At 63.1% G+C, this 26,439-nt stretch carries 25 protein-coding genes; 8 read left to right on the top strand and 17 right to left on the bottom strand.

Annotated features, from left to right (window positions below; translation table 11 throughout):
• Positions 1 to 26: 26 nt before the first annotated feature.
• Genes CO671_RS15870 through CO671_RS15860 form a run of 3 tightly spaced genes read right to left on the bottom strand, consistent with a single transcriptional unit; the run spans position 27 to position 2,686 of the window.
• Positions 27 to 1,250 carry an FAD-dependent oxidoreductase gene (locus tag CO671_RS15870; protein WP_097606712.1) on the bottom strand — a complete coding sequence of 408 codons (1,224 nt, stop codon included), beginning with the start codon at positions 1,248 to 1,250 and terminating at the stop codon, positions 27 to 29.
• 10 nt (positions 1,251 to 1,260) lie between these two features.
• The gene (locus CO671_RS15865) at positions 1,261 to 1,575 is read right to left on the bottom strand and encodes a MocE family 2Fe-2S type ferredoxin (RefSeq protein WP_010028639.1); all 315 of its coding nucleotides are present in this window, start codon (positions 1,573 to 1,575) and stop codon (positions 1,261 to 1,263) included.
• Positions 1,576 to 1,597: 22 nt separating this feature from the next.
• Positions 1,598 to 2,686 (bottom strand): fatty acid desaturase family protein, encoded by a 1,089-nt coding sequence (locus CO671_RS15860; RefSeq protein WP_097606711.1) that lies wholly within the window; start codon positions 2,684 to 2,686, stop codon positions 1,598 to 1,600.
• A gap of 130 nt (positions 2,687 to 2,816) precedes the next feature.
• Here CO671_RS15860 and CO671_RS15855 point away from each other — a divergent pair, with 130 nt between their 5' ends.
• Positions 2,817 to 3,845 (top strand): LacI family DNA-binding transcriptional regulator, encoded by a 1,029-nt coding sequence (locus CO671_RS15855; RefSeq protein ID WP_097606710.1) that lies wholly within the window; start codon positions 2,817 to 2,819, stop codon positions 3,843 to 3,845.
• Positions 3,846 to 4,006: 161 nt separating this feature from the next.
• The gene (locus CO671_RS15850) at positions 4,007 to 4,819 is read left to right on the top strand and encodes a TIM barrel protein (RefSeq protein WP_097606709.1); all 813 of its coding nucleotides are present in this window, start codon (positions 4,007 to 4,009) and stop codon (positions 4,817 to 4,819) included.
• Positions 4,820 to 4,905: 86 nt separating this feature from the next.
• Here the strand turns inward: CO671_RS15850 and cobM are convergent, their stop codons facing one another.
• Together cobM and cbiE are read right to left on the bottom strand one after the other, a co-directional pair.
• On the bottom strand, positions 4,906 to 5,664 hold the full coding sequence (cobM, locus tag CO671_RS15845) for a precorrin-4 C(11)-methyltransferase (RefSeq protein WP_097606708.1): 759 nt from the start codon (positions 5,662 to 5,664) through the stop codon (positions 4,906 to 4,908).
• Positions 5,665 to 5,668: 4 nt separating this feature from the next.
• Positions 5,669 to 6,901: a precorrin-6y C5,15-methyltransferase (decarboxylating) subunit CbiE gene (gene cbiE, locus CO671_RS15840; protein WP_097606707.1), complete on the bottom strand. Its 1,233-nt coding sequence runs from the start codon at positions 6,899 to 6,901 to the stop codon at positions 5,669 to 5,671.
• Here cbiE and CO671_RS15835 point away from each other — a divergent pair.
• Positions 6,900 to 7,658 carry a cobalt-precorrin-6A reductase gene (locus tag CO671_RS15835; protein ID WP_097606706.1) on the top strand — a complete coding sequence of 253 codons (759 nt, stop codon included), beginning with the start codon at positions 6,900 to 6,902 and terminating at the stop codon, positions 7,656 to 7,658. The two genes, cbiE and CO671_RS15835, sit on opposite strands and share 2 nt — an antisense overlap.
• Here CO671_RS15835 and CO671_RS15830 read toward each other — a convergent pair.
• The 5 genes from CO671_RS15830 to cobF form a co-directional block, all read right to left on the bottom strand.
• Positions 7,634 to 8,398, bottom strand: coding sequence for a precorrin-3B C(17)-methyltransferase (locus tag CO671_RS15830; RefSeq protein WP_097606705.1), 765 nt, complete (start codon positions 8,396 to 8,398; stop codon positions 7,634 to 7,636). The two genes, CO671_RS15835 and CO671_RS15830, sit on opposite strands and share 25 nt — an antisense overlap.
• The gene (locus tag CO671_RS15825; RefSeq protein ID WP_097606704.1) at positions 8,395 to 9,126 is read right to left on the bottom strand and encodes a precorrin-2 C(20)-methyltransferase; all 732 of its coding nucleotides are present in this window, start codon (positions 9,124 to 9,126) and stop codon (positions 8,395 to 8,397) included. The genes CO671_RS15830 and CO671_RS15825 overlap by 4 nt, the downstream gene beginning before the upstream one ends.
• Entirely contained in the window at positions 9,123 to 9,755 is a 633-nt protein-coding gene (locus CO671_RS15820) for a precorrin-8X methylmutase (RefSeq protein WP_097606703.1), read from the bottom strand. Before CO671_RS15820 ends, CO671_RS15825 begins: the two co-directional genes overlap by 4 nt.
• Positions 9,756 to 9,757: 2 nt before the next feature.
• The gene (gene cobG / locus CO671_RS15815) at positions 9,758 to 11,140 is read right to left on the bottom strand and encodes a precorrin-3B synthase (protein ID WP_097606702.1); all 1,383 of its coding nucleotides are present in this window, start codon (positions 11,138 to 11,140) and stop codon (positions 9,758 to 9,760) included.
• Between the two features lie 71 nt (positions 11,141 to 11,211).
• The gene (gene cobF, locus CO671_RS15810; protein WP_097606755.1) at positions 11,212 to 11,976 is read right to left on the bottom strand and encodes a precorrin-6A synthase (deacetylating); all 765 of its coding nucleotides are present in this window, start codon (positions 11,974 to 11,976) and stop codon (positions 11,212 to 11,214) included.
• A 201-nt stretch (positions 11,977 to 12,177) separates the two neighbouring features.
• Here cobF and repA point away from each other — a divergent pair, with 201 nt between their 5' ends.
• From repA to CO671_RS15790, 4 genes are all read left to right on the top strand, one after another.
• On the top strand, positions 12,178 to 13,374 hold the full coding sequence (repA, locus tag CO671_RS15805) for a plasmid partitioning protein RepA (RefSeq protein WP_097606701.1): 1,197 nt from the start codon (positions 12,178 to 12,180) through the stop codon (positions 13,372 to 13,374).
• Entirely contained in the window at positions 13,371 to 14,366 is a 996-nt protein-coding gene (gene repB, locus CO671_RS15800) for a plasmid partitioning protein RepB (protein ID WP_097606700.1), read from the top strand. The genes repA and repB overlap by 4 nt, the downstream gene beginning before the upstream one ends.
• Positions 14,367 to 14,522: 156 nt before the next feature.
• Entirely contained in the window at positions 14,523 to 15,737 is a 1,215-nt protein-coding gene (gene repC, locus CO671_RS15795) for a plasmid replication protein RepC (protein ID WP_097606699.1), read from the top strand.
• A 181-nt stretch (positions 15,738 to 15,918) separates the two neighbouring features.
• Positions 15,919 to 17,052, top strand: a complete 1,134-nt coding sequence (locus tag CO671_RS15790) for an RHE_PE00001 family protein (protein ID WP_097606698.1) — start codon at positions 15,919 to 15,921, stop codon at positions 17,050 to 17,052.
• 121 nt (positions 17,053 to 17,173) lie between these two features.
• Here CO671_RS15790 and CO671_RS15785 read toward each other — a convergent pair whose 3' ends face one another.
• The 3 genes from CO671_RS15785 to CO671_RS15775 are packed head-to-tail and all read right to left on the bottom strand — an operon-like array spanning position 17,174 to position 19,198.
• Positions 17,174 to 17,884: a Bax inhibitor-1/YccA family protein gene (locus tag CO671_RS15785; RefSeq protein ID WP_097606697.1), complete on the bottom strand. Its 711-nt coding sequence runs from the start codon at positions 17,882 to 17,884 to the stop codon at positions 17,174 to 17,176.
• Positions 17,885 to 17,904: 20 nt separating this feature from the next.
• Positions 17,905 to 18,672 carry an anti-sigma factor gene (locus CO671_RS15780; RefSeq protein ID WP_097606696.1) on the bottom strand — a complete coding sequence of 256 codons (768 nt, stop codon included), beginning with the start codon at positions 18,670 to 18,672 and terminating at the stop codon, positions 17,905 to 17,907.
• Positions 18,659 to 19,198, bottom strand: coding sequence for a sigma-70 family RNA polymerase sigma factor (locus tag CO671_RS15775; protein ID WP_097606695.1), 540 nt, complete (start codon positions 19,196 to 19,198; stop codon positions 18,659 to 18,661). The genes CO671_RS15780 and CO671_RS15775 overlap by 14 nt, the downstream gene beginning before the upstream one ends.
• Positions 19,199 to 19,375: 177 nt before the next feature.
• Between CO671_RS15775 and CO671_RS15770 the strand changes: the two genes are divergently transcribed.
• Positions 19,376 to 19,684: a hypothetical protein gene (locus CO671_RS15770; RefSeq protein WP_097606694.1), complete on the top strand. Its 309-nt coding sequence runs from the start codon at positions 19,376 to 19,378 to the stop codon at positions 19,682 to 19,684.
• 5 nt (positions 19,685 to 19,689) lie between these two features.
• On the opposite strand, the gene cueR is transcribed toward CO671_RS15770, so the two are convergent.
• The 4 genes from cueR to treY form a co-directional block, all read right to left on the bottom strand.
• On the bottom strand, positions 19,690 to 20,079 hold the full coding sequence (cueR, locus tag CO671_RS15765) for a Cu(I)-responsive transcriptional regulator (protein WP_009995283.1): 390 nt from the start codon (positions 20,077 to 20,079) through the stop codon (positions 19,690 to 19,692).
• Between the two features lie 9 nt (positions 20,080 to 20,088).
• Positions 20,089 to 22,611 carry a heavy metal translocating P-type ATPase gene (locus CO671_RS15760; protein ID WP_097606693.1) on the bottom strand — a complete coding sequence of 841 codons (2,523 nt, stop codon included), beginning with the start codon at positions 22,609 to 22,611 and terminating at the stop codon, positions 20,089 to 20,091.
• Positions 22,612 to 22,958: 347 nt separating this feature from the next.
• Positions 22,959 to 23,465, bottom strand: coding sequence for a hypothetical protein (locus CO671_RS15755; protein ID WP_141514467.1), 507 nt, complete (start codon positions 23,463 to 23,465; stop codon positions 22,959 to 22,961).
• A gap of 321 nt (positions 23,466 to 23,786) precedes the next feature.
• On the bottom strand, positions 23,787 to 26,393 hold the full coding sequence (gene treY, locus CO671_RS15750; RefSeq protein ID WP_097606691.1) for a malto-oligosyltrehalose synthase: 2,607 nt from the start codon (positions 26,391 to 26,393) through the stop codon (positions 23,787 to 23,789).
• Positions 26,394 to 26,439: the final 46 nt, after the last annotated feature.

The following is a 26,439-nucleotide window of genomic DNA, read 5'->3' as shown; positions in this document are numbered from 1 at the left end:
CAATTCCTTTGAAAATGTCGGACGGCTCAGGCGGCCAGAAGGGATTTCAGCTTGACGTCGGCGGCTGTCAGCGCCGACGGGGCGGGGTGGGTGCGTGCGGCGATCAGCATTTCCGCAAGCCTGATGTCGCGCGCCACCGCATTGCCCGGGCCGATGCCGCTGGCGGCGATCAGCCGTCCGTCGGCGTCGAGATGGAAAAGAATGAAGGCGCCGGCGCCGAGGTCGCGGCGGTAATGCGTGGCCGCCCCTTCGGCAAGGCCAGCAATCTGCAGCGTCATGTCGTATTGATCCGACCAGAACCACGGCACCGATGAAACGGCTTCGTCGAGGCCGAGCATGTTGGCCGCGGCCAATGTGCCCTGCTCCTGGGCATTACGCCAGGATTCGAGCCGCACCCGCCGGTCGCCATAGATCGGCAGCGGGAAGGAGCAGCAGTCGCCGGCCGCAAAAACGTCAGGCGCCGAGGTCCGGAGGTAGGTGTCGACGGCAATGCCGTTTTCGATCGTCAGCCCCGCCCTTTGCGCGATCTCGACATTCGGCCGCGCGCCGATGCCGACGAGAGCAAGATCGGCTTCGATCACCTCGCCGCTCGACAATCGGATGCGGGCTTTCCCGCCTTCCGCCGTCAGCGCCTCGATGGAGACGCCGCAGCGGATATCGACGCCTTCGGCGCGGTGGCGCTCGGTGAGCAGATGAGCGATCTCCTCCGGCACGCCGCGCTTCAGCACCCGTTCCAGCCCCTCGATGACGGTGACCTTGGCGCCGAGCAGGCGCGCCGTCGCCGCAAGCTCCAGGCCGATGAAGCCGCCGCCGATGATGGCGATATGCCGTCCTGGTTTCATAGCCTCGCGCAGCGCCGCCGCATCGTCATGGGTCCGAAGCGCGCGGATATGCGGACTGTCCTCCGGGGCGCCGGGGAACGATCGCGCGGCCGCGCCCGTCGCCAGCAGCAGCTTGTCGTAGAGAAGCGCAGTGCCATTCGAAAGCGTGACGGTCCTGGAGGCGGGATCGAAGTCCGTAGCTTCCAGGCCGGTCAGGAGCCGGATGTGGTTTTCGGCGTATTTTTCCGCGGCAACGATGAATTTCGGATCGCTCGCATCGGCCCCCGCCTTCGAAAGCGGCGGCCGCTCATAGGGGTGCAGGGGTTCGGCTCCGACAAGCGTTATTTCGCCGTCAAAACCATTTTCCCGCAAGGCGAAGGCGGCGCGGGCACCGCATTCGCCCGCACCCAGGATGACGAAATGAGCCACGCCCGCCTCCTTATACAGCGATGAAGACGGTGTCGCCTTCGACCTTGACCGGATAGGTCTTGAGATTGACGCAGACCGGGGCGCCCTTGGCTTCGCCGGTCTTGTAGTTGAAGCGGCCGTTATGTTTCGGACATTCGATGATCTCATCCATCACCAAGCCGTCGGCGAGATGGATATGTTCATGCGTGCAGAGCCCGTCGGTCGCGAAGAACTCGTCGTCGGGGCTGCGGTAGACCGCGAAGGTGCGCCCGCCATGATCGAAGCGGATGACATCTTCTTCGTCGATCTCGTCCTTGCCGCAGACTTCGATCCAGTTTCCGCTCATCTTTGTCCTCCTCGATTTTCGATTATTGCGCCGCCGGCGCCAGTTCGTTGTGGAATTCCTCGCGATAGGGCCGCGCGGTGGCCGGCAGTTCCCGCCTCAGGAAATAATCCTCGTTGCGCAGCTGGCGCAGGAAGGCCGGGATCATCTCGCGATAGCCGGAGAGGATCGACGGGTTCGGCGCCGGCAGGTCGTGCTTGATCATCGCGTGCAGCTTCGGCAGCGCGTGGTAGGGCACCATCGGGAACATGTGATGTTCGACGTGGTAATTCATGTTCCAGTAGATGAAACGGCTGATGGGATTCATATAGACGGTGCGGCTGTTCAGCCGGTGATCGATGACGTTGTCGGCAAGCCCGCCATGCTGCAGCAGCCCGGTCAGCACATGGTGCCAGGCGCCGTAGAGACGCGGCAGGCCGATCAGCATCAGCGGCAGGATCGAGCCGGTGGCGATTGCGACGGCGATCGTGGCGAGATAGATCGCCAGCCAGATGCGGGCGATGCGGATCGCTTTGGGCTGCTCCATCTCGGGAATGAAGGTCTTTTCCGCGGCGCTGACGACACCGAAGGCGTTGCGCAGCATGTCGATGACAGCGTGCCAGACGTCAAGGATGCCGAAGAAATTGAGAACCAGCCGGAGGAGGTCCGGCGGCCGCATCACAGCGATTTCCGGATCGCGGCCGACGATGACGGTATCGGTGTGGTGGCGCGCATGGCTCCAGCGCCAGGTCACCGGATTGCGCATGATCATGAAGCAGGCGATCTGGTAGACGGCGTCGTTCATCCAGCGCGTCTTGAAAGCGGTGCCGTGACCGCATTCGTGCCAGCGGCTGTCGGAGGCCGAGCCGTAAAGCACGCCATAGGCGAGGAAGAAGGGCACGGCGATCCACGAACCCCAGAAATAGATGCCGAGCCCGGCAAGAACCGCCATGCTGCCGAGCCAGATGACCGTGTCACGGATCGCCGGCGCATCGGAGCGCTGCATCAGCGCCTTCATCTCCTTGCGCGGAATATCGGTGTGGTACCATTGTGCTGCCGCCAGCCCCATCTCGACGGCGGTGCGGCCGCTTTCGCCAAGCAGATCGTAGTCACGTTTCTTTGTCTGGGTCGCCATCATCTGCCTCCCGTTGCCCTGCCTGGGAGGATAGGTTGACTTTGTTAGGCGCTCAATGCAGGCTTGATATAATCTATCAAAAGCCATCAGAAATGGCTTGCATCCATGATCGAATCTATCAGGAACCCCGATGCGCCGTCCCACCATCTCCGATCTCGCCCGCGCCTCGGGCGTCAGTGTTGCCACCGTCGACCGGGTTCTCAACGGTCGCCACCGCGTGCGCGAGGAAACGGCGCGGCGGGTTTATGATGCAGCCCAGTCGATCGGCTACCATGCCGTCGGTCTCATCCGGCAACGCGTCTTCGAGGATCTGCCGCAATACAGGCTGGCCTTCCTGCTACAGAAGCCGATGCAACCCTTCTATCAGGCTTTCGCTCGCGAGATCGAAGTGGCGGCGCGTGCCGTGACCACCGCCCGTCTCCAGATCCAGATCGACTATCCCTCCGCTTCGACACCGGCGGCGATCGTCGAGAAGCTCAAGGCCCTCGGCGCCCGCAATCAGGCCATCGCTCTCGTCGCTCCAGACTATCCTGCGGTGACGGCGGCAATCGAGGACCTGAGGGAAAGAGACATTCCCGTCTTTTCGCTGCTTTCCGACTTCGCCTCAGGGGTACGCAATGCCTATATTGGCGTCAACAACCGCAAGGTCGGCCGTACCGCCGCCTGGGTGATTGCCAAGACTGCCCGTGTGCCGGGCAAAGTCGCCTGTTTCGTCGGCAGCCACCGTTTTCACGGGCATGAGCTGCGCGAGATCGGTTTTCGTTCCTATTTTCGTGAAAACGCGCCGGAATTCGACGTCATCGATACGTTGATCAACTTGGATACCCCGGAGATCACCCACGAGGCAACGCTGACACTGTTAGAGAAACATCCCGATCTCGTCGGCTTTTACGTTTGCGGCGGCGGCATGGAAGGTGCGATCTCGGCGATCCGCGAAGAGGACGTCGGCGGCAGAATCGTCCTCGTGGTCAACGAGCTGACACCCGATAGCAAGGCGGGTCTTGCCGACGAAATCGTTGCCATGGCGATCGGCACTCCGTTGCCGGCACTCTGCAAGGAGCTAATGGCTCTGATGAGGAGCGCGATCGAAAACGGCGAAACCGCTGTTCCCGGGCAGATCTTCCTGCCTTTCGACATTCATATTTCGGAGAACATCTGAGAAATGATGGAATTCCATCATTCCGACGGAAATTCTTTCAGCGATGAGAGCGACGCGTGAGCGATGACGGATGGATTGCCAGGCAAATTCCGATAGAGATTCCCGGACTATTCACGAGGACTGCTCCGCCACGACGCGGAGACGAGGAGGAAATACCAGCCATGACTTCGATCCGCTTTGCGCTCAACCATATGGCCGCGCCGTCGCTTGCCATCGATGATTTCTTCGCGCTGGCAAAGTCGCTCGGCATCGACGCGGTCGAGATCCGCAACGACCTTTCCGGCAACGCCATTCTCGACGGGACCAAACCCGAAGCGATCAAGCAAGCCGCCGAGAGCCACGGGCTGACGATCATCTCGATCAATGCGCTGCAGCGCTTCAACGAATGGAATGCAACCCGGGCTGGCGAAGCGCAGGAACTGATCGACTATGCCAGCGCCTGCGGCGCCAAGGCGCTCGTCCTCGTTCCGAAGAACGATGGCACCGGCTGCGCCGATGGCGAACGGCAGGCCAATCTGCGCCAGTCCCTGACGGCGTTGAAGCCGATGCTCGAGAAAGCTGGGATCATCGGCCTCGTCGAGCCGCTCGGTTTCGAGATCTGCTCGCTGCGTTCGAAGACCGAGGCGGCCGAGGCGATCAAGGAACTCGGCGCGCAATCGACCTTCAAGCTCGTCCACGACACCTTCCACCATCACCTTGCCGGCGAAGCGGCGACCTTCCCGGAGCTTGCCGGTCTCGTCCACATTTCCGGCGTCAGCGACCCCTCTGTGTCGGTTGCCGATATGCGCGATTCCCATCGCGTGCTCGTCGACGGCGACGACCGGCTCGACAATGCCGGGCAGATCAAGGCGCTGCTGCAGGCGGGCTACAAGGGTCCGTTCTCCTTCGAGCCCTTCGCAGCCGAAGTGCATGCCGTCAAGGACCCGGCTGCAGCGCTACGCACCAGCATGGATCATCTCACCGCACGAGTTTGAGACTGCAAAGACCTGCGGCGCTGTCATGAAGCGTCGCCACGATTGTCGATGCGGTCGGCCGCTGGCGAGCGGCCGACCGCATTAATCTATTCGCGGCCCCTGAACCGGCGCTGATAGGCGGGGTCGTAAAGCGAGCTCTCGCGAAAATCCTCTGCCGCAAGCGATGGGCCGACGAAGATGATCGCCGTGCGTTCGATCGGCTCGGCCGCAACCTTTGCCTCGATATCGCGGAGTGTGCCGCGCAGCACGCGCTCGTCCGGCCAGGAGGCCTTGACGACGATCGCGACCGGGCAGTCGGCGCCGTAGAGCGGCGTCAATTCCGCCACCACCTGCTTCAGCGCATGGATTGCCAGATGGATCGCCAGCGTGGCGCCGGTGGTGCCGAATTTCGCCAGCGTCTCGTCATTCGGCATCGGCGAAGCGCGGCCGGAAACGCGGGTGAGCACCAGGCTCTGGGCCACGGCCGGGATCGTCAGTTCGCGGCCGAGCACGGAGGCAGCGGCGGCAAAGGCCGGAACACCCGGCGTCATCGTATAGGCGATGCCGTGTTTTTGCAGCCGGCGCACCTGCTCAGCCACCGCACTCCAGACCGAGAGATCGCCGGAATGCAGCCTTGCGACATCCTGCCCGGCAGCCGCGGCGGCGAGATATTCCGCCTCGATCTCGTCGAGCGACATCGGCGCGGTATCGACGATACGCGCGCCCGGCGGGCAATATTGCAGCAGTTCGGGAGAGACGATCGAACCGGCATAGAGACAGACCGGGCACTGGGCGATGAGATCGCGGCCACGCACCGTGATCAGATCCGCAGCCCCTGGCCCCGCGCCGATGAAATGCACCGTCATTCCGTCATCCTTTCGTCCAGCGCCACTGCGTCACCGGCATGGCGGGCCGCCAGCCGCTCATGCCGCCGACAGGCCCCGCGCGCGCTATTTCGATGCGCGTCAGCGAGCCGCCGCGCTTTGCATGTTCTGAGAGCAGCACGGCTTCCATCTCCAGCGTCACGGCGTTGGCGACGAGCCGCCCTCCCCGCTTCAGCGCCGCAACGGCAGCATCGATGACGCCGGGCTCGCTGCCGCCGCCGCCGAGGAAGATCGCGTCCGGCTCCGGCAGGCCCGCCAGCGCGCCGGGTGCTGCGCCTTCGACGACGGCAAGATGCGGCACGCCGAAGGCGGATGCGTTGCGGGCGATCCGCGCCGCCCGCTCCGGCGATTGCTCGATGGCAATCGTCTTCAGCGACGGGTCGGCAAGCATCCATTCGATGCCGATCGATCCCGAACCCGCGCCGATATCCCAGAGCAGTTGACCGTGCCGCGGCGCGAGCGCCGACAGCGTCATTGCCCGGGTTTCGCGTTTGGTGATCTGTCCGTCATGCTCGAACAGTTCGTCCTCGAGCCCGGCGACGAAAGGCAGAATGCGCGCCCCCTCCCCTGCCGCGATATGGAGGGCGCAGACATTGAGGGGATCGATGTCCGCCAGATCGAAATCCGCGGCGATCGCGCTTCTGCGCCGTTCCCGCGCGCCGCCCAGAGCCTCGAGAACCGTAAGCTGTGACTGACCGAAACCATCGGCGGCAAGCAGGTTTGCCAGCGCGCGAGGCCCGTTCTCGTCCGAGGTCAGCGCGATGATGCGCCGTCCAGGGTGCAGATGCGGCCGGATCAGGTCGATCGGCCTGCCATGCAGCGAAATCGTCGCGACGTCCTGCAGCGGCCAGCCAAGGCGCGAGGCGGCAAGGCTGAAGGCCGAAGGCGCCGGGATGGTACGCATCTCTTCCACCGCCACATGGCGGGAGAGCGTTGCGCCGACGCCATGGAGAAACGGATCGCCGGAGGCGAGCACGACGACCGGCGTGCCGCGCCTTGCAAGGATGGCCTCGATCGAGCGCGCGAACGGGCTCTGCCAGGAAAATCTCTCACCTGATATCAGCGGCGCCGCCAGCGCATGATGCCGTGCGCCGCCAAAGACGGCCGGTGCGCTGGCGATCAGCCTTTTCGCCTCCTCGCCCAGCCCTTCTGGACCATCTTCACCGATGCCGATAATAGTCAGCCAGGGCTGATTGCCGGGAGGAGAGAGATCAGACATGGGACGACCTCGCATTCTGATCCTCGGCGGCACCAGCGAGGCGCGCCTGCTGGCCGAAGCGCTCGCGGCGCGCGACGATTGCGACGTTCTTCTGTCGCTGGCCGGTCGCACCGAAAAACCGGCTGCGCAGCCGGTTCCGGTTCGAATCGGTGGTTTCGGCGGCGCCGCGGCGCTCGCCGATTTCCTGAACGGGGGCGGATATGATCTGCTGATCGACGCCACGCATCCCTTCGCCGAGCGCATCTCCGCCAATGCCGCCCATGCTGCCGAGGCCACCGGCATAAGCGCGATCGCTCTGCGTCGTCCCGAATGGCAGCGCCTGCCGAGTGATCATTGGCGGGACGTGCGGAGCATTCCGGCGGCCATTGAGGCGCTTGGCCCCTCCCCCCGCCATGTTTTCCTGGCAACGGGCCGGCAGGGTGCGCATTATGCCGAAGCGGCAGCACAGCATCACTATCTCGTTCGCAGTGTCGACCCCGTCGAGCCGCCGCTTGCGCTTGCGAATGTCGATTATATCCTCGATCGTGGTCCGTTCACGCTGGAAGGCGAATTGGCTCTGTTGAGGCAGCACCATATCGATGTCATCATTGCCAAGAACAGCGGCGGCGTCGCCACCTATGCGAAGATCGAGGCAGCCCGCCTGCTCGGCATCGAGGTGATGATGGTCACGCGTGCTGAGGCGTCCACGGTCAAGACGGTCGAAACGGTCGAGGCGGCGCTGGCGGCGATCGATCACCTCTTCCCCTCTGCCATGTAACGCGGGGTGTAGACGAGGTCCGGCCTGCCGGGCCGCGTGACGATCCGCGTTTCGGCCGAACCGATGATGATGCAGGTCGCCATATCGGCCATCGAGGCATCCGCCTGCGACAGCGGCTGTACGGCGATACGTTCGTCCGGCCGTCCGGCCGCGCGGCCGAATATGACCGGTGTCATTGCCGGCAGATGGTCGCGCAACAGCTTGAAGGCCTCGCCGAGCTGCCAGGGCCGCGCCCGGCTGATCGGATTATAAAGGGCGACGACGAAGCCGGCCCTGGCCGCCAATTCGAGACGGTTTTCTATTATATTCCAAGGCTTTAGATTGTCAGACAGCGAGATGGCGCAGAAATCGTGGCCAAGCGGCGCACCGGCTCTTGCCGCCACCGCCAGCATCGCCGTGATGCCGGGCAGGATGGTGAGATCAACCGCGCGCCAGGCGGCCGGTCCGTTCTCGATCGCCTCGCAGACGGCGGCAGCCATGGCGAAGACACCGGGGTCGCCGCCGGAGACGACACAGACCTTGGCGCCGTCGGCTGCCATCGAAAGTGCCGCCCCTGCCCTGTCGAGCTCTTCGCGATTGTCCGAGGCATGGCGCAGCTGATCGTGGCGGAGCTGCAGCCTGTCGAGATAGGGTCCATAACCGAAGAAATCCGTCGCTGCGTCGACGGCAGCCAATGCCTCCGGCGTCATCTGTTCGGGATTGCCGGGACCGGTGCCGATTACGAAAAGCGCGCCGCTCATCGGCGGCCCTCCCAGCCCGGCACCAGGACGAGCGAAAAATACGGCGCATCGCCGTCAGCCCTGTCAGCAAGCTTTGCCATGGCCGCATTCGCCATGGTGCCGCGTTCGACATAGACGGCTTCGCCGAGTCGTCCGGCAGTTTCCAGCGCCCGGCGGATTTTCGGCAGATTGCGACCGACCTTCATGATGACGGCGGCTTGCGTATCGGCCAGGCGACGCGTCAGCTCGGCCTCGGCCATCGTACCGGGCAGTACGGATAGCACGTCATCCCCCTGGACGATCGGCATGCCGGCCAAGGACCAGCAGCCCGACATGGCGCTGATGCCGGGGATCACTTCCGTCTGGTAACGCTGGGAAAGTCTGACATGCAGGTGCATGTAGGAGCCGTAGAACAGCGGATCGCCCTCGCTGAGCACGGCGACGGTCCGCCCGGCATCGAGATGGCCGGCGATTGCCTCGGCGGACCGGTCATAGAACTGGGTGATCAGGCTCCGGTAACGCTCGTCGTTCTTGTCGATTTCGGTGGTGACGGGATAATAGAGCGGCAGCAGCGTCACGCCGGATTTCAGCAGCGGCTCGACGATCGCCTTGCCGTTGCCGCCCCTGCCCTCTTTGGCGAAGTAAGCAATGACGTCGGCATCTTCGATAGCGCGGACGGCTTTAAGGGTCAGGAGCTCCGGGTCGCCGGGACCCGTGCCGACGCCGATCAGGCGGCCTTGTTTTGTCATAGGCCCGGCCTCGCCAGCGCATTGATGGCGGCCGCCGTCATGGCGCTGCCGCCGAGCCGGCCGCGCACGATGGCAAAGGGGACGCCATAGGAATTTTCCGCCAGCGCATCTTTCGATTCCGCCGCGCCGACGAAACCAACGGGCATGCCGAGGATGGCAGCGGGTTTCGGGGCGCCGTCGCGCAAGAGTTCGAGCAGGTGGAACAGCGCCGTCGGCGCATTGCCGATCGCGACAATGCTTCCGCCGAGCCGGTCGAGCCACAGATGCATGGCGGCGGCTGAGCGCGTATTGCCGGTCTTAACCGCAAGCTCCGGCGTGGCGGGATCGCGCAGCGTGCAGATCACCTCGTTCATCGCCGGCAGCCGTGCCCTGGTAACGCCCTGAGCGACCATTTCCGCGTCGCAGAAGATCGGTGCCCCACCTTTCAGCGCCTCGCGCGCCGCGCTGACGACATCGGCGGAAAACACAAAATGCTCCGCCGCTTCGACCAGCCCGCAGGCATGGATCATGCGCACGGCGATCTCGGCCTGCTCTTCGGTGAAGCGCGAAAGATCGGCCTCGGCGCGGATGATCGCAAAGGAACGCTCATAGATCGCGTCGCCGCTGCGGATATAATCGTAGTCTGGCATTCCTATTCCTGTCGCAGCGCCTTCGAAACGCCGGTTGCGCCAAGCCGTGTAAGGCAGGCGGCGGTCGATTCGCCAGCGCCTCTGTTATCTTCGATGGAGCGGGCGAGCCTCTCTATAGCGAAATCGATCCGTCCGCCAGCGATCCGTTCATCCGGCCGATCCATTGCCAACCCGTTGAGGATGAGATCGTAACCTTCAGCCGTGCCGGTCAGGGTCAGCGCCGGGCGCACATGCGCGCAGCCTTTGGCGCAGCCGGAGAGATGCAGCGTCAGCGAGCCGTCGAACAGGTCGGGTGCGGCGGCCAGGATGCGGCGGGCCAGCGTTCGTGTCTCGTAGAAGGCGGAGCCACAGGCGCCGGCGCCGGCGCAGGCGGCAATATGCTCCGCTTTCTCGCCAGGTTGCGCGCTGAAGCCATATTGGGCGGCCGCGGCTCTGATCGCCGGCACTCTCTCTGCCGGCAGGCCGAGGAAGAAGAAACCGCGACCCGGCGCCAGCCGGATGGCCGTTGCGCCGGAGGCTTTGGCGAGATCGAGCAGGGCGGTCAGGTCGGACGCTCTCGTCTGGCCGAATTCCGGCCGCACGCCGAGCACGGCTTTGCCGTCCGCCAGCCTATGCAGGCCCGGTAGCGGCATCCTTGCCGAGCACGACTGAATGGATCGGATGGCGGCCATGGCGGGAAAATGTGTTTGCAGAAGCACCGGATCGATATCCCGTGCCCGACTGCCCTGCCCGAGCATTGCCAGCAGAACCAGGATTTCGCCTAGGGCCGAGACGGCCGCCTCCGCAGGACCGGCCGCGACCGGGGTTGCGGTCGCGCCATCGCCGTTGATGGCGACAAGCCAATGCGCTTGGGATAGTGCGACGACACGAATATCGGCGGAAAGCGCCGACAAGCCAAAGGTTCCACCGCCGTCGATGACGATCGACAGTTTCGGCGCAAGCCGCGGCGAGGCGAGCAGTTCCTGAAGCTTGCTGCGCAGGGCCAGTTCCATTGCGGCCGGATCGCTCACCTCTTCCGGGTCGATGCCATGCAGCGGCGAGATCTCGATCGCCGGCCCGTCCGGCATGGTGATCCCGGCGGCATCGATATCGGAAGCGAGCTGTCCGACCGTCTCGGCCCGCAGCCCGCGGATCTGCAGATTGCCGCGTGCGGTGATCTCGAGAATGCCGTTTCCATGCGCCGCAGCTGAGCGAGCAAGGGCGGAGAATTGCGAGAGCGTCAACGCGCCGCCGGCCGGCCGCAGCCGCACGAGCAGGCCATCACCGGTCGGCATCGGCGCGGCAAGGGCGGGGCAGGCGCCGCGCGCGCGCTTCTTCGCCGCCGCGCGATCACGGCCGTCCGTCGCGTCTCTTCTGTCGATCGCCTTGGCGGTCTCACTGCCCATTCTTAATCCTCTGTCCGTGTCTTACATGATCGCGGCAGACGCGGCAAAACATGATGGAAACGGTCGGCCGGCTATTCCTCGAAATCCCGTCCCTTGCGCAGGAGATAGATGTCCATGATCCAGCCATGCCGTTGCCGGGCCTCGCTCCTGAGGGTGAGGATATCGGTCGCGACATCGCCGAGCCGCCCTGATCGGACGATCTCGTCCTCGGTACCGAGATAGGCGCCCCAGAAGATCTCGGCATCTGGGTCGTCGATCTTCGCAAAAGCCTGTTCGCCGTCGAGCATGACGACCGTCGTGGGCGCCTGGAGCCCCTCCCGCGCCAGCCGGCGCCCCGTGGTAATTTCGATCGGCTTGCCGACGAGATTGATCGGGATTTTGTGGCTGGCCGCCAGGGCCTGGATGCTGGTGACGCCGGGAACGACACTGTAATCGAAATCCAGGTCGGCTTGCTGCCGCACCCGTTCGATAATGCGGATCGTGCTGTCGTAGAGACTGGGATCGCCCCAGACCAGAAAGGCGCCGCGGCCATCCTCGGGCAGGCCGGCGATCAGCTCTCCATAGATATGGGCGATCTCGCCATGCCAGGCGTCGACGCTTTGCGCGTAGCTTCTGTCCGCCGTCTGTCTCTGCGGCACTGCGAATTCTGAAATCCGGATCCCCGGCCGTGTGATATATCGCTCGCAGATCTCGCGGCGGACCTCGGCAAGCTCTTCCTTGGCCGCGCCCTTGAGCGGCAGGAAGATCACGTCGGCGGCGTTCATCGCATTGATTGCCTGTATGGTGACGTGCTCCGGGTTGCCCGTGCCGATGCCGATGATATGGATGTGCTTCACGCCGATACTCCCATGATTCCTGGCGGTCTTGCCGAAAAAGCCGGGTCGCCGCAAGGGCAGGGCAGGGAGTTGGCCGCGGCCAACCGGGCCGCCGATGAGGCCCTGGCCCCTATTGTTGCCGGAAATCCCGAATCGTGTCACTTTCGATACGCTTTTTGACGCTATGTTGACAGAAAAGCGCATCGAAAAGGATTGGGTGTTTTGGACAACATTAGCGTATCGACGACAGATGTGCGGATCGAGCGGCATGCGAACCAGCTGTCGCGGCAGTTGAAGCTGCTGCGTGACAAGCTGTTTCCGCCGCTTTCGCAGAAGACGCTGCGTACATTCTCCTCCGGCGAGGCCGCTCAGATGATCGGCGTTTCCGACGGCTATCTTCGCCAGCTTTCGCTGGATGGCAAGGGGCCGCAGCCGGAACTTTCCCCGAATGGCAGGCGCTCCTATACGCTCGGCCAAATCAATGAATTGCGCCATTATATGGCGAAGCTGAAGCCGAAGGATGCGCTCAGCTATCTTCCCTGGCGGCGTCCCGGCGAGAAGCTGCAGACGGTCGCCGTGACCAATTTCAAGGGCGGTTCGGCCAAGACGACGACGACACTCTATCTGGCGCAGTATCTGGCGCTGGCCGGTTACCGGGTGCTTGCCATCGATCTCGATCCGCAGGCCTCGCTCTCCTCCATGCTCGGCGTGCAGCCCGAATTCGATCTCTCCGACGGCGATACGCTCTATGGCGCAATTCGCTACGATGCCGGACGCAAGCCACTGAAAGAGATTGTCCGCAAGACCTATTTCGACGGGCTCGATCTGGTGCCGGGCAATCTCGAGCTGATGGAGTTCGAGCACGAGACCCCGCGGGCGCTCAATGATCGCCAGAAGCCGGCCGAGCTGTTCTTCCGCCGGGTCGGCGTGGCGATTGCCGAGGTCGAGGCGGATTACGACGTGGTGGTGATCGATTGCCCGCCGCAGCTCGGCTATCTCACCCTCGGAGCCGTCTGCGCCGCCACATCGCTGCTCATCACCATCCATCCGCAGATGGTCGACGTCGCGTCCATGTCGCAGTTCCTGCTGATGACCTCGGATCTGCTCTCCGTCGTTCGCAAGGCCGGCGGCGACCTGCAGCACGACTTCATCAAATATGTCGTCACCCGCCACGAACCTTTCGATGCACCGCAGTCGCAGATCGTTGCGCTGTTGCGCAGCCTGTTCGGCGATGACGTGTTGACGGCAACCATTCTCAAATCGACGGCGATTGCCGATGCCGGCCTGACCAAGCAGACGCTCTTCGAAATCGAGAAGGGGCAGGTGCGCCGCTCGACTTACGATCGGGCGTTGGAATCGGTCAATGCCGCCAACAGCGAGGTTCTTGTCGGCATTCACAAAGCCTGGGGCAGGACATGAGCAGACGCGATCGCCTCAAAGGTCTTTTCGACGATACGGCGCAGGAGTTGGCCGCGGCCAACTACGAGGAGTCTTCTTCACGCGGATCGGCCGGGCCGGTCCGGACGATGGCGCTGACCCTCGGGCGCATGGAGGAAGAGAGCAGGGCGATGCAGGAGGCCTTGCTCTCCGGCGAACGCATCGTCGAACTCGATCCCGATCTGATCGATTCCTCCTTCGTGCGCGACCGGCTTGCCGACCAGCCGCTCGATATGGAAGACGAGCTGGTGCAGTCGATTGCCGAGAATGGCCAGGAAGTGCCGGTTCTGGTTCGTCGCCATCCTGATGACGAGGCCCGCTACCAGATCGCCTACGGCCATCGACGCCTGCAGGCCGTCAGGTTGCTCGGACGCAAAGTGCAGGCGATCGTCCGTCAGCTCGACGATACCGATGTCGTCATCGCGCAGGGTATCGAGAACTCGGCGCGCCGGAACCTTTCCTATATCGAACGCGCCGTCTTCGCCTTCAATCTCGAGCTCAAGGGGTTTGAGCGTCCTGTCATCATGAAGGCGCTGTCGACCGACAAGACGGAGCTGTCGAAGCTGCTGTCGGTCGCAAAAGCCATCCCGGCCGAGATCGTCCGCTCCGTGGGAGCTGCCCCCGGCATTGGACGGCGTAAATGGATGGCGCTGGCCCAGGACTGGAACGGGATGACGGCGGCGCGGCTTGCGAAGCTTATCGCCTCGGAACAGTTTATGGCGGAAGAGAGCGACCGCCGTTTCGAGCTTTTGGTTGCCGAGCTCGCCAGGAAAGAGGCGAAGCCGGAGCCCACGGAATATGACTGGAAGCCGAAGAGCGGCGGCAAGATTGCCGGGCGAATCAGAAGCGCCGGCAATTCTTTCACGATAGCGTTGAAAACAGGCGATGCGCCGGATTTCGGCGCTTACATTTCACGCCGTCTCGATGAGCTTTACGAAGCCTATCGGGCCGGCAAGTTGCAAGCAGGAGAGTAGGCCGCAAAAGAAAAAAGCCTCCGAACGTTGCCGTCGCGGAAGCCTTTCTCATATCTGGACAATCTGAGAATCGCACTTCCTCGAATCACTGTCAAGCATCTTCGGCATCCTTTTGGGTGGTAAGATTTCTTTTGCCTTGAAAAAAAGGTGAGGGACATGGAGCCTCAATATGTATCGACGCCCTTTGGGCGGCGATCGATGACGCTTGGCATGCTGGCAAGCCAGGAAAGCGCCAGCAAGGTCGATCCGGACGCATCGGTCGACAAGTGGAAGATCTTTCGCTCGCTCTGCGAGGCAAAGGACATGATCGGCGTATCCGATCGTGCGCTTGCCGTTCTCAACGCGTTGTTGACCTTCTATCCGAAGAACGAGATTGCCGAGGCCAACGGCTTCGTGGTTTTTCCTTCGAATGAGCAGCTCTCGCTGCGCACGCATGGCATGGCCGGCACGACGCTGCGGCGGAACCTGGCGATGCTGGTGGAAGCCGGCCTGATCATCCGGCGCGATAGCCCGAACGGCAAACGGTTTGCCCGCCGCAACGGTGAGGGCGGGTTTGGCGAGGCCTTCGGGTTCAGCTTGGCGCCGCTTCTTGCCCGCGCCGGCGAGATCGAAGCGCAGGCGGCTCAGGTGATGGCCGATAGGCTCGAATGGAAGCGCCTGAGGGAGCGCCTGACGCTCTGCCGGCGTGACATCGCCAAGCTGATCGAGATCGCGCTGGAAGAGGAAATTGCGGGCGAATGGATCGAGATGCAGAAGCATTTCAATCTGCTGTCGGCCAGCCTGCCGCGCCGTCCGTCGGCTGCGGAGATGAGAAGCCTGCTGGCGGATCTCGAAGCGTTCCGCGAAATGATCATCAAGACGCTGGAATCGAAAACGAAAACAGAAAAAACAGACGCCAATGACAGCCAAAACGGTCGGCACATACATAATTCAAACCCACACCTAATATCTGAACTTGAACCAGGCTTCGAAACGAAGCAGGGCGCAAAGCCGGAGGAAGAACCGCGGGCGTGGCGGGAGCCGCCAAAGTCCTTCCCGCTTGCCATGGTGTTGCAGGCCTGCCCCGAGATCGCCGCTTATGGGCCGGGCGGCGGGATCGGCAGCTGGCGGGATCTGATGGCCGCGGCCGTCATCGTCCGCTCGACGCTGGGCGTCAGCCCGAGCGCCTATCAACTGGCCTGCGATATCATGGGGCCGGAAAACGCCGCCACGGTGATCGCCTGCATTCTGGAACGAGGCGGCCATATCAACTCGGCCGGCGGCTATCTGCGCGACCTGACCCGGCGGGCGGAACGCGGCGAATTCTCGCTCGGGCCGATGCTGATGGCGTTGATGCGGGCAAATGGTCCGCTGGCGAGGAGAACCGGGTGAGCGGGTGGCCAAAAAGCCTCGCGCCAGCTGCGAGGGTTAGAAGGAAATGCGGCCTGTCGATGAGACCCCTAACCGCTTTCTTCCCCCACCACTTTTATTGAAATACACCGTTAACCATGTCATAGTGACGGAAGAAAACATGTCTTTTGCTTCCATTTGTGAAAAACCGTAAAGCTTAACAATGCGCTACGATATAGACGGTGCGATGCTGCAAAACCTGCTTCCACCCCTTGCCGCCGCAGAGGACGGATTGGCACGGCTGGACGAGCGGGTGTTGCGCTCGCCGGTCGGCGAGGGATTTGCCGAACGCAGTCATTTCTTCGATGCCGCCGGTGCGCTCTGGGTCGCCGGCGAACTCGTGCATGTCGAGGATCTCGTTTTGCACGACGCGCATATGGATAGCCGCGCGCCGAGCCACGAACTGACGATCGCCCATTCGGTGCTGCGGACGCGTCGGCGCATCTGGACCGGGGAACCTTCCTGGGCTCTTAGCGGGCCGGGCCTTGCAACGCTGACCGCGACCATGGGGGAAGGGGAGGGCACGGCCCAGGAAAGCAAAAGCCCGGCGACCGTGGTCAAGACCGACGACGAGGACGAGGATGAAGACGGGCCGCTCGCTGCCGAGATGGCGGAGATCGATGCGCTTCTTGCCCGCTCGCAGAAGCTCATCGATATCCATACCGGCAAGGCGCCGGCTGGAGAGACAGCGGCAGTATCGACGACCAAGCGCACCGACGACCCGCTCGGGTTGCTCGGTGACGAGGAATGGGACGAGGAACAGCGGCTTGCGGAGTGGCGAAGCGTGCTGCCGTTGGCCGACAGCCTGCCGCCGGTTCTCGGCGCCGTCATTCTTTTCGAAGCCTGGGACAGGATCGAGCCGCTACGGCGCCAGCATTGGCTCGGCGGTCTTCTGGTCGCAAGTTATCTGCGCGCCCGCGGCAAGGTCGCCTCGCATCTCTTCTCCTTCTACGGCGGGCTGAAGCTGGTGCGCCATGAGCGGCGTCGGGCCCGCGACCGGGCCACACGGCTGCAAGCCTTTCTGGAGGCGATGCATCTGGGTGCCGCAGCCGGTCTCAAGGAAGTCGACCGGTTGTCGCTGGCACGCACGCAGATGGAGCTGCGCTTCCGCGGCCGACGCTCGAACAGCAGCCTGCCGGACCTTGCCGATTTCATCCTGTCGCGGCCGATGGTCTCGGCGGCGATGATCGCCCGCCATCTCAGGATTACGCCGCGCGGCGCACTGAACCTCGTCAATGAGATCGGCATTCGCGAAATCACCGGCCGCGGTCGCTATCGTGCCTGGGGTATCATCTGAAATGAAAGCGGCCGGGCGTGAACCCGGCCGCTTCGTTTTGAGATGAGCACCCGATCTGCCATCCTGTCACAGACTGCAGACCGAGCGCTCTTGCGCTTCCATTGCCCCCGGAAGCGCGGTCCTATTCCCGCTCGCCCGTGAAGTTGAGCAGAAGCGTGAAGATGTTGACGAAGTTCAGGTAGAGCGAGAGCGCTCCGAAGACGGCGAGCTTCTGGTTCGATTCCTGATCGTAGTTTTCCGAATACTGTTCCTTGATGTTCTGCGTGTCGTAGGCGGTAAGGCCGACGAAGACGACGATGCCGATCACCGAGATCGCGAACTGCAGCGCGCTCGAACCCAGGAAGATGTTGACGATGCTGGCGATGATGACGCCGAAGAGGCCCATCATCAGGAACGAGCCCATGCGCGACAGGTCTCGCTTCGTCACATAGCCGTAAAGGCTGGTGGCGCCGAACATCGTGGCGGTGATGAAGAAGGTTCGCGCGATGCTCATTCCGGTGAAGACCAGGAAGATGGAGGCGAGCGACAGGCCCATCACGGCACAGAAGGCCCAGAAGGTGATCTGCGCCGTGCTCGCCGACATCGTCTGGATTCGGAACGAGAAGAAGAAGACGAAGGCGAGCGGCGCCAGCATCACCACCCACTTCAGCGGCGAGCCAAAGATAGGCACGTAAAGCGCCGGCGTCGAACCAACGACGAAGGCGACGAGGCCGGTGATGACAAGGCCGAGAGCCATGTAGTTGTAGACGCGCAGCATGTGCTGGCGCAGACCCTCGTCGAAGATAGCCTGGGAGCCGGCAACGGCGCCATAGCGGGGATTGATCGGGTTCATGCTGATCTCCTCGGTTAGAACTAATAGAGCGAGCGGGCGAGCCGTTCGGCCGCCTGATCGAGATTGAGACCGCTATCGTCAGCGATCAGGGCGTAAGCGACCTCGCCGATCTGCCAATAGGCGGCTTCTGCTTTTTCGAGCGTGAGATGGCTGACCGGCTTGACCTCGAAAGCGCCCGGACGGACGGCGAAAAGCGACAGCCGCTTTCCATCCGACTGCTCGATCGCCATCTCGACGCTCGGGCCGAATTCGGATGGGAAGATCTGCACGTCGGCGATCTTCCAATCCCTAGGCAGTTCGGGCATCACGATCGCGGTGGCCGCGCGGATTTCGTCGGCGCTGTAAGTGGTCGGTGGCTGCGAAGGCATGGTTTCGCGCAGGACCGCGGTCTGATAGGCGCGGACGGCATCCTCGACATAGGCGGGCGCTGGAACGGAGGCCGCCACCTCGGTCGCCGAGAATGCACCGAAGGAATTGTGCGCCACCCAGCCGGCGGTCACCAGAATACCGACGGCGGCGATGCGCTGCATGGAGTGGAAGATGCGGCCATAGGAAAGGCCACGCTCCAGCCGGCGGGCGGCATCGCGGGTCTCGGCACGGCCGAAGGCGCTTTTGCCGGCAAGCGCCAGGCGCAGTTCACCTTTCACGCTGAGATCGGCCATCACCTTGGCGGCAATCGCCGGATTTTCGGAAAGATAGGACTCCACCTGGATGCGGCGGGCGACATCGAGCTCGCCGTCCACATAGGCGTCGAGATCGGCGTCGACGATCGGGTCAACTGCTTTCATGGCCGTTCCCTCCGATTAATCTCAGATGCGAAATGCGCGGTGTCTTCTCCTCGAATTCGCGCAGCTGCGTGCGGGCGCGGGAGATGCGCGACATCAGCGTGCCGATCGGAATGCCGAGCGCATTGGCGGCTTCCTGATAGGAAAGGTCTTCGATCGCCACGAGATGTAGCGCCTCGCGCTGTTCCTCCGGCAGGTCGAAGAAGGCGTCGCGCACCTGCTGCAGGCGCACGGCGTGTTCCTGGCCGGCCGGCAAGGACTGCTCGGCTTCGACAGCCGCTTCGTCGTGGCGCCGTGTCAGCGACCGCTTCTGGCGAAGGCGATCGATATGGGCATTGTGCAGGATGGACAGCAGCCAGGTGCGCAGGTTGCCGCCGCTGCGGAAGCTCTTTCGCTTCTCGAAGGCGCGCACCAGCGCATCATGCACCAGATCCTCTGCCTCGTCCGAATTGCGCACCAGCGCGCGCGCGTAGCGCCTCAGCGCTGCGAGCTGGCCGATGACGTCGAACGGGCGGTCTTTGCGTTCCATGATTGAGTATACGCAAGCGCGCCGGATTTTATTCCCGGCGGGACAAAAAAAGTCATCCGGACGGAACATCGTTGCCGAATATTCGGCCAGGATACGATGAGCGCCCTAAATCGGCGATTGTTTATGACAATTACATGACAGATCATCACGCCGCTGATTTGGAGGGGAAGATACACAATGAAGGAAAAGAAGCGGGTCTACGAAGCTCTCGTGGACGGCGCCATGGAAGGGCTGACGGGTGAGGCGCTGTATGATTTCGTCAAGATGCGTTGCCCGAAGGCCACCAGCAAGAAGATCGTCCGGGCCTCGCTTCTCGCCCTGACCGATCCGCATCTCAAGGACCGCAACATCCTCGACGTGATCTATGCGCTTGCGATCAAGCACCGCCTCGACGAGGGCGTGCTCGATGACGGCGACGAGGACGATGCCGCGGAGCCGGCGCCGTTCTCTCACGCGGTCATCCAGGACACATCTCGACCTTCCTGAAATGCTCAGCGGCCATCTGAAAGCTCTTCGAGAATCGGACAGTCCGGCCGGTCATTGCCGTGGCAGGCATGCACGAGGTGCTCCAGCGTGCGGCGAAGTTCCGTCAGCTCACGGATCTTGCGGTCGATCTCACCGAGTTTGCTCTCGGCTATATCCTTGACGTCGGCGCTCGCCCGAGCCTTGTCTTCATAGAGCGCCAGCAATTGCCGGCATTCCTCGACCGAAAAGCCGAGACCGCGCGAGCGCTGCAGGAAACGCAGTTTGTGAACGTCGCTCGCAGCGTAGTCGCGATAGCCGTTTCCGCCCCTTTCGGGGCGGATCAGGCCAATATCCTCGTAATAGCGGATCGTCTTCGAAGGCAGACCGGACCGCTCGGATGCTTCGCCGATATTCATTGCCATCTCCTATAATTTTGCCAAGCGCAGCCTCAGCGCGTTGGCAATCACCGACACGGACGACAGGCTCATCGCCGCTGCCGCGATCATCGGCGACAGCAGCAGGCCGAAGACCGGATAGAGCACGCCGGCGGCGACCGGAACGCCGAGGGCATTATAGCCGAAGGCGAAGCCGAGATTCTGACGGATGTTGCGCATCGTCGCCTCCGCCAGCCGCCGCGCTCTAACGATGCCGTTGAGGTCGCCCTTTACCAATGTAATGCCGGCGCTTTCCATCGCAACATCGGCGCCGGTGCCCATGGCGATGCCGACATCGGCCGAAGCAAGTGCCGGGGCGTCGTTGACGCCGTCGCCGGCCATGGCGATGACGGCGCCCTTGGCGCGCAATTCCTCGATCAGCGCCTTCTTGCCTTCCGGCAGCACGTCGGCGCGGACCTCATCGATGCCGAGGCTTTTTGCGACCGCCCGCGCCGTGCGCTCGTTGTCGCCGGTGGCCATGATGATCTTCAGCCCGCTGTCGTGCAGCGCCTTGATGGCGGCTGATGTCGTCGGCTTGATCCGGTCGGCGACGGCAACGAGGCCGGCAAGCTTGCCGTCGAGCGTGACGAACATCACCGTCTTGCCATCGCCGCGCAGGGCTTCGGCCTTTTCCGACAGCGCCGCGGGATCGATGCCGAGATCGGCGAGCATCGCCGCATTGCCGAGCGCCACCGTCATGCCGCCGGCAAGGCCCATGACACCCTTGCCCGTCTTTGCCTCGAAGCCGGTGACCTCGACGAAGGTGGCATCGCGCTCTTCGGCGCCGGAAACGATCGCTTCGGCCAGCGGATGTTCAGAGCCGCGCTCCAGGCTTGCCGCCAGCGATAGCAGCCGGTTCTCCTCGATGCCGCCGAAGGCGACGATGTCGGTGAGAACTGGTTTGCCTTCGGTCAGCGTGCCTGTTTTGTCGACGATCAGCGTGTCGACCTTGGAAAAGCGTTCCAGCGCTTCGGCATCCTTGATCAGCACGCCTTCCTGAGCGCCGCGCCCGGTTGCGATCATGATCGACATCGGCGTCGCAAGACCGAGCGCGCAGGGGCAGGCGATGATCAGAACGGCGACGGCGGCCAGCAGAGCATTGGCCAGGCTCGGTTCCGGCCCGATCGCGGCCCAGACGATGAAGGCAAGGATGGCCACGACGACGACGGCCGGCACGAAGACGGCCGACACCCGGTCGACCGCGCCCTGGATTGGCGCCCGCGAGCGTTGCGCCGCGGCGACCATGTCGATAATGCGCGACAGCACCATGTCGGCGCCGACCTTCTCGGCCGCCATGACGAGCGATCCATTCTTGTTGATCGTGCCGCCGGTCAGAGCATCGCCCTTCGCTTTCTCCAGAGGCAGGGGCTCGCCGGTAATCATCGATTCATCGACGGTCGACTGGCCTTCGAGGACGGAACCGTCGACCGGAATGCGTTCGCCGGGACGCACGCGCAGCCGGTCGCCGGCCTGGATGTCGTCCACCGGCACGTCGCTTTCGCTGCCGTCGGCATTGATGCGGCGCGCCGTCTTCGGCGCGAGATCAAGTAGGGCGCGGATCGCCGAGCCGGTGCGTTCGCGCGCCTTCAATTCCAGCACCTGGCCGACGAAGACGAGCGCGACGATGACGGCGGCCGCCTCGAAATAGACCGGCACGGCGGCGCCGTGGCCGCGAAAGCTCATCGGGAAGATCCCGGGCGCAAGCGTGGCGACGAGGCTGTAGAGATAGGCGGTGCCGACGCCGAGACCGATCAGCGTCCACATGTTCGGGCTGCGGTTGACGAGGGACGCCCAGGCGCGGCGGAAGAAGGGCAGGGCCGCCCACAGCACCACCGGCGTTGCCAGCAATAGCTCGATGTAGGTCGCCTGCGGTTCGCCGATCGCTTCGCGGAGCGGCAGGCCGAGCATCGGCCCCATGCCGAGCGCCAGCAGCGGCAGGGCAAGGATGGCGCTGACCCAGAGCCGTCTGGTGAAATCCACAAGTTCCGGGTTCGGGCCCTCGTCAGCAGGAGGAATGCCCATCGGTTCCAGCGCCATGCCGCATTTCGGGCAGTCGCCGGGACGGTCGCTGACGACCTCCGGATGCATCGGGCAGGTATAGAGCGTACCCTTCGGCGCCGGCTTTGCAGCCGGGCGGTTGCCGTCGCGATAGGCCGTGGGGTCGGCTTCGAATTTCGTCTGGCAAGCGGCCGAGCAGAAGTAGAATTTCTCGCCCTCGACCTTCAGAAAATGTCTTGCCGTCGAACGATCGACGGCCATGCCGCAGACAGGGTCCTTCGCTGTCAGGTAATCCTGCGGCGCGGCCGCAAATTTCGTCCGGCAGCTCTCGGAGCAGAAATGATGAATGCGGCCAGCATGCGTAAGCGATGGCTTGCCGGCCTCCGGATCGACGGTCATGCCGCAGACGGGATCACGAATGATGGCGTCGGCGACTTTCGCCCGATCATGGCTGCAAAGGCTATGATCATCATCGCCATGGGCGTGGCCGTGATGGTGGTCGTGTTTTATGTTCATGCTTGTCTCCTATGCCCGCAGGGCAGTTGGAGAGACTTATCGACCTTCCAGCAACTGGAAGGTCAAGCGCTAATTTCGGCGAGATTGATTTTTCGACGGCCGCCGCTCGCTTCCGGAGCGGGTGGGGCGTCACATAAAATGGGCACAGATATACGCTAAGCGCTTTGGGCATCGGAAACTCCGAACTTTTGGCGCAACGGCCGCAGCCTTCCGGCCGTCGTGGAGGCGCGATCCGAGAGCGCAGGCCCCTGTCAAAAAACATGTTTTTGCCGACAGGCAGCTTTCCGACGAACTGCAGCGCGACCAATGTCCGGAAAGCCGTGGCGGACATTCGAGCTTTCGAGACTTCAGTTACCTTTAATGCGTGCCCGAAGCTTGAGGAGATAAGACCTGGCCTTCCAAGCGAATAGCGCAAAGCTGATGTTTACAGCCACTGCAAGGGTGACAACGGTCGTAAGCGCCCACAGACTGCCGCTTAAGAAGCTGCCAATAGTCAGTAGCAAGACATCTGCGACGATCAGCACTCCCCATCCTGGTCCGGCGTTAATTTGACGTTGCAGGGACCGCAGCGACCCGCGCCGAGATTGCTGAAGCTCCATCGCCCGGGCTATAAACTTGTTGAGCGGATAATTGGCTTCCCGATCCTCGATCGAAAAGCACACCTCCAACTCGTACTGGACGTCATCCAGAAAAGCGCGGAACCTACGAAGCCCTCGAAAGCTGTCGTAGAGCGCACCCTTCCTTTTGGGATCGGCCAACAAAAAGTCGAGAAAGTGGTCTTCGTCGTAGGGTGCGCCCGGCGTCGCGCGGTGCTTCTCGAAAAGGCGAATAATTTTAGTTCGGGCTTCAGTCATGCTTGCTTCCCCAACGTCCAACTCGTTGTTCAATGATAATCCTTGCAAAAGCTTGTTGCGCCGATTTCCGCATGTTTGATTCTTACGCCAGTCCGAACGTCTCTTTTTCACACACCCACACCGTTAGCGGACTCTGTCCGGACGCGGCAACCTTGCCGTCGAACCTACGGCAGATTCCGACGGAGGATCGGACGCGTCGAAGGTGGCAAGCGGCTATTCCTGCTCCAATGTGCGACAAACAGGTGTTTTTAGACACCCGCCATCCTTAGCGTATATCTGGGCCTATTTTATGTGACGGACCCGGGTGGCGTGGCGCCATCCTCAGGTCGGGCTGATCAGCCCGAGGGGCTGGCTTCCGAGCAAGGCGGCAACCGAAATGCTGCCGCCGGGCTCGATGGTTTTTCCGGTCAGCAGATCCGCCTTCAACCCGTGAAGAGGGGAGGGCACCGCGATCGCCGTGTCCTCCCAGAACTCCGTGCCGGCAAAAAGCACGCCGGGATCGAGCCAGCCGAACATCATTCGGGGCACGGCGACGATTGCGAAATCGCCTTTATGCACCCGGGCAAAGGCGAGCAGATGATCCCGGCGGCTGCCCGTCGCCTTCAACGGCAAATAATCGCCTTTCGAAAACAGAGCCGCGTGCCGCCGGCGCAGCTGCAGGCCAATGCTGACGATACGCTGCTTCAACGCCGCCGCCTGAAGCTTGGCGATCGGTCCGGCTTCAGCAAGCCAGGCAGCCAGCTGTTCGTGGTCGACCGGTCGGCGATTGTCGGGATCGACAAGACTGAAATCGAAACCTTCCGCGCCCTGGTAAATGTCGGGAATGCCCGGCGCCGTCAGCTTGAGCAGTGTCTGCGACAGGCTGTTGACGTAGCCGGCCGCAATGAAGGGCTGCAATACTCTTTCGAAATCTTCGAGAAAGCCGTCATTGTCCGGCGACACCAGCGCCGCGGCATAACTCGCGACGGCCTCCTCATAAGCGTCATTCTGTTCGGTCCAGGCGGTGCGCAATTTCGCCTCGCGCACCGCCTTGACCGCGTAGTCGGTAAAGCGGGCGCGCAGCTCTTCCATCTGTCCTCTGTCGAAATCCTCCGGCCAGACGCCGGCAAGCGCCTGATAGAGCATCCATTCGGTATTCGGCTCCGGCGCCGCGCCATCCGCGAGATCCTTCAGCCACGGCCGGTTCATCTCACGCCAACGTGCCACCGCCTGGGCAAAAACATCCGCCCCCTCGCTCAAGGCGTAAAGCCGCGCGCGCGCATCTTCGCCGCGCTTGGTGTCGTGGGTGGCCGTTGCCGAAAGCCCATGCGGCTGTAGCCGCGCCCGCTCGGCCATGCGGCGATGGAAGCCGTCCGGGCCCTCGGGCGGTTTGCCCGGTTCGCTGCCGACCTCGTTTGCGGCCAACAGTCTGTTATAGCGGTAGAACAGCGTATCCTCCGTCGCTTTCGCCATGACCGGCCCGCTCAATTGCTGGAAGCGGATCCGGAATTCATGAGCCGCATCGCCCTCGATCCTGCCTTCGAGAAGCTTCAGCACATGATCGAGCGCGCGCCGGTCGTCAAGTTCTGCCATGACGTGCGACGCGGTCGCGGCAAGGACGGCCGAATCCTGCCAGGAAAGCGGACCGCCGTCGCCATAGGTGCGGTAGACGGGAAAGGCGACCAACAGCGCGCCGAGCGCGGCGGCGATCTCCGCTCTGTCGAGTTCGGGAAAGATGCCTGCCGCGATCGTTGCCAGCCTGCCGGACTCGCCGGCGAAATTGCGCTCCACCATCTGTCGCCTGGCAAGCCGCCGGCTCTCTTCGGGATCAGCCGCCTCGCCGGCGAGGCCGCGATAGGCATCATTCAATATGCGCAGTCCGCCAGCGTCGATGAAGAGCTCGCTCAGCGCGGCGATGAATTCATATCCTGTCGTGCCGGCGACCGGCCAGCTCTCCGGCAGCACCTCGCCCGCCCCGAGGATCTTTTCCACGACGATATAGATATCGGCTCCGACCGCTGCCCTCAGTCTGTCGAGATAGGCCTTGGGTTCGGCGAGCCCGTCGACGTGGTCGATGCGCAGCCCCTGCACTTTGCCCTGGCCCACCAGCTCGAGCACCAGCCGATGCAGATCTTCGAACACCGGGGGATCTTCGACGCGGGTGCCGACCAGTCCGGTCACCTCGAAAAAACGGCGGTAGCTCAGATGCCGCGCCGCCTCCTTCCAATGGGTCAGGCGCCAATGCTGTTCCTCATGCAGGCCTCGGAGAAAATCATGATCGGACGAGACGTCTTCGAGTTTTTGCCGGAGGATCGCCCGATCGCCGCCTTCGAAGAGGATATCGCGCATCGCGCGGGCGAAATCCTCGCCCGACGTCACGGCCGCCTCGGCCATTCGCATGGCGACCGGATCGTCGAGGCGGTTGGCGAGCGCACCGTAGCTGGCGGGGTTCAGCGGCAACAAGGTCTGGAAGTAAGCCAAGGCGAAGTTGCCCTGCGTCTCGTTGAGCACAAGACGCAGTTCGCCTGCAGCCAGCGCCTCTTCGAAGTCCCGGCCGAGCTGCGGCAGGGTCAGCGGCTCGCGCCAATCAATGTCGAAGTGGCCGGCATAGGCGCTTTGCCGGCCGAATGTCAGCACGTCGCGCCACCAAGCGTTATCTGGCGAGGCGGCCATATGGTTCGGGACGATGTCGAGAACCAATCCCATGCCGGCGGCAGCAAGTCTTTCCGTCAGCCGGTCGAAGCCTGCCCGGCCGCCAAGTGCGGGGTCGATGTCGTTGGCGTCGGTGACGTCATAGCCATGGGTCGAACCGCTGACGGCGGTGAAGATGGGTGAGGCGTAAAGGTGGCTGATGCCGAGCGTCTTGAGATAGGGAATGAGGCCGCAGGCGCGATCGAAGGTCATGCCGTTGCGGAACTGTATCCGGTAGGTCGCGGTCGGAAATGTCATGAGGCCGTCTGACGTTGGAGGGAGACCCTTTTCAACGGTTGTGGCC

This window comes from Rhizobium sp. M10 (assembly GCF_002531955.1).
GTDB lineage: Bacteria > Pseudomonadota > Alphaproteobacteria > Rhizobiales > Rhizobiaceae > Rhizobium > Rhizobium etli_C.
This window is presented reverse-complemented; position numbering and strand designations above follow the sequence as displayed.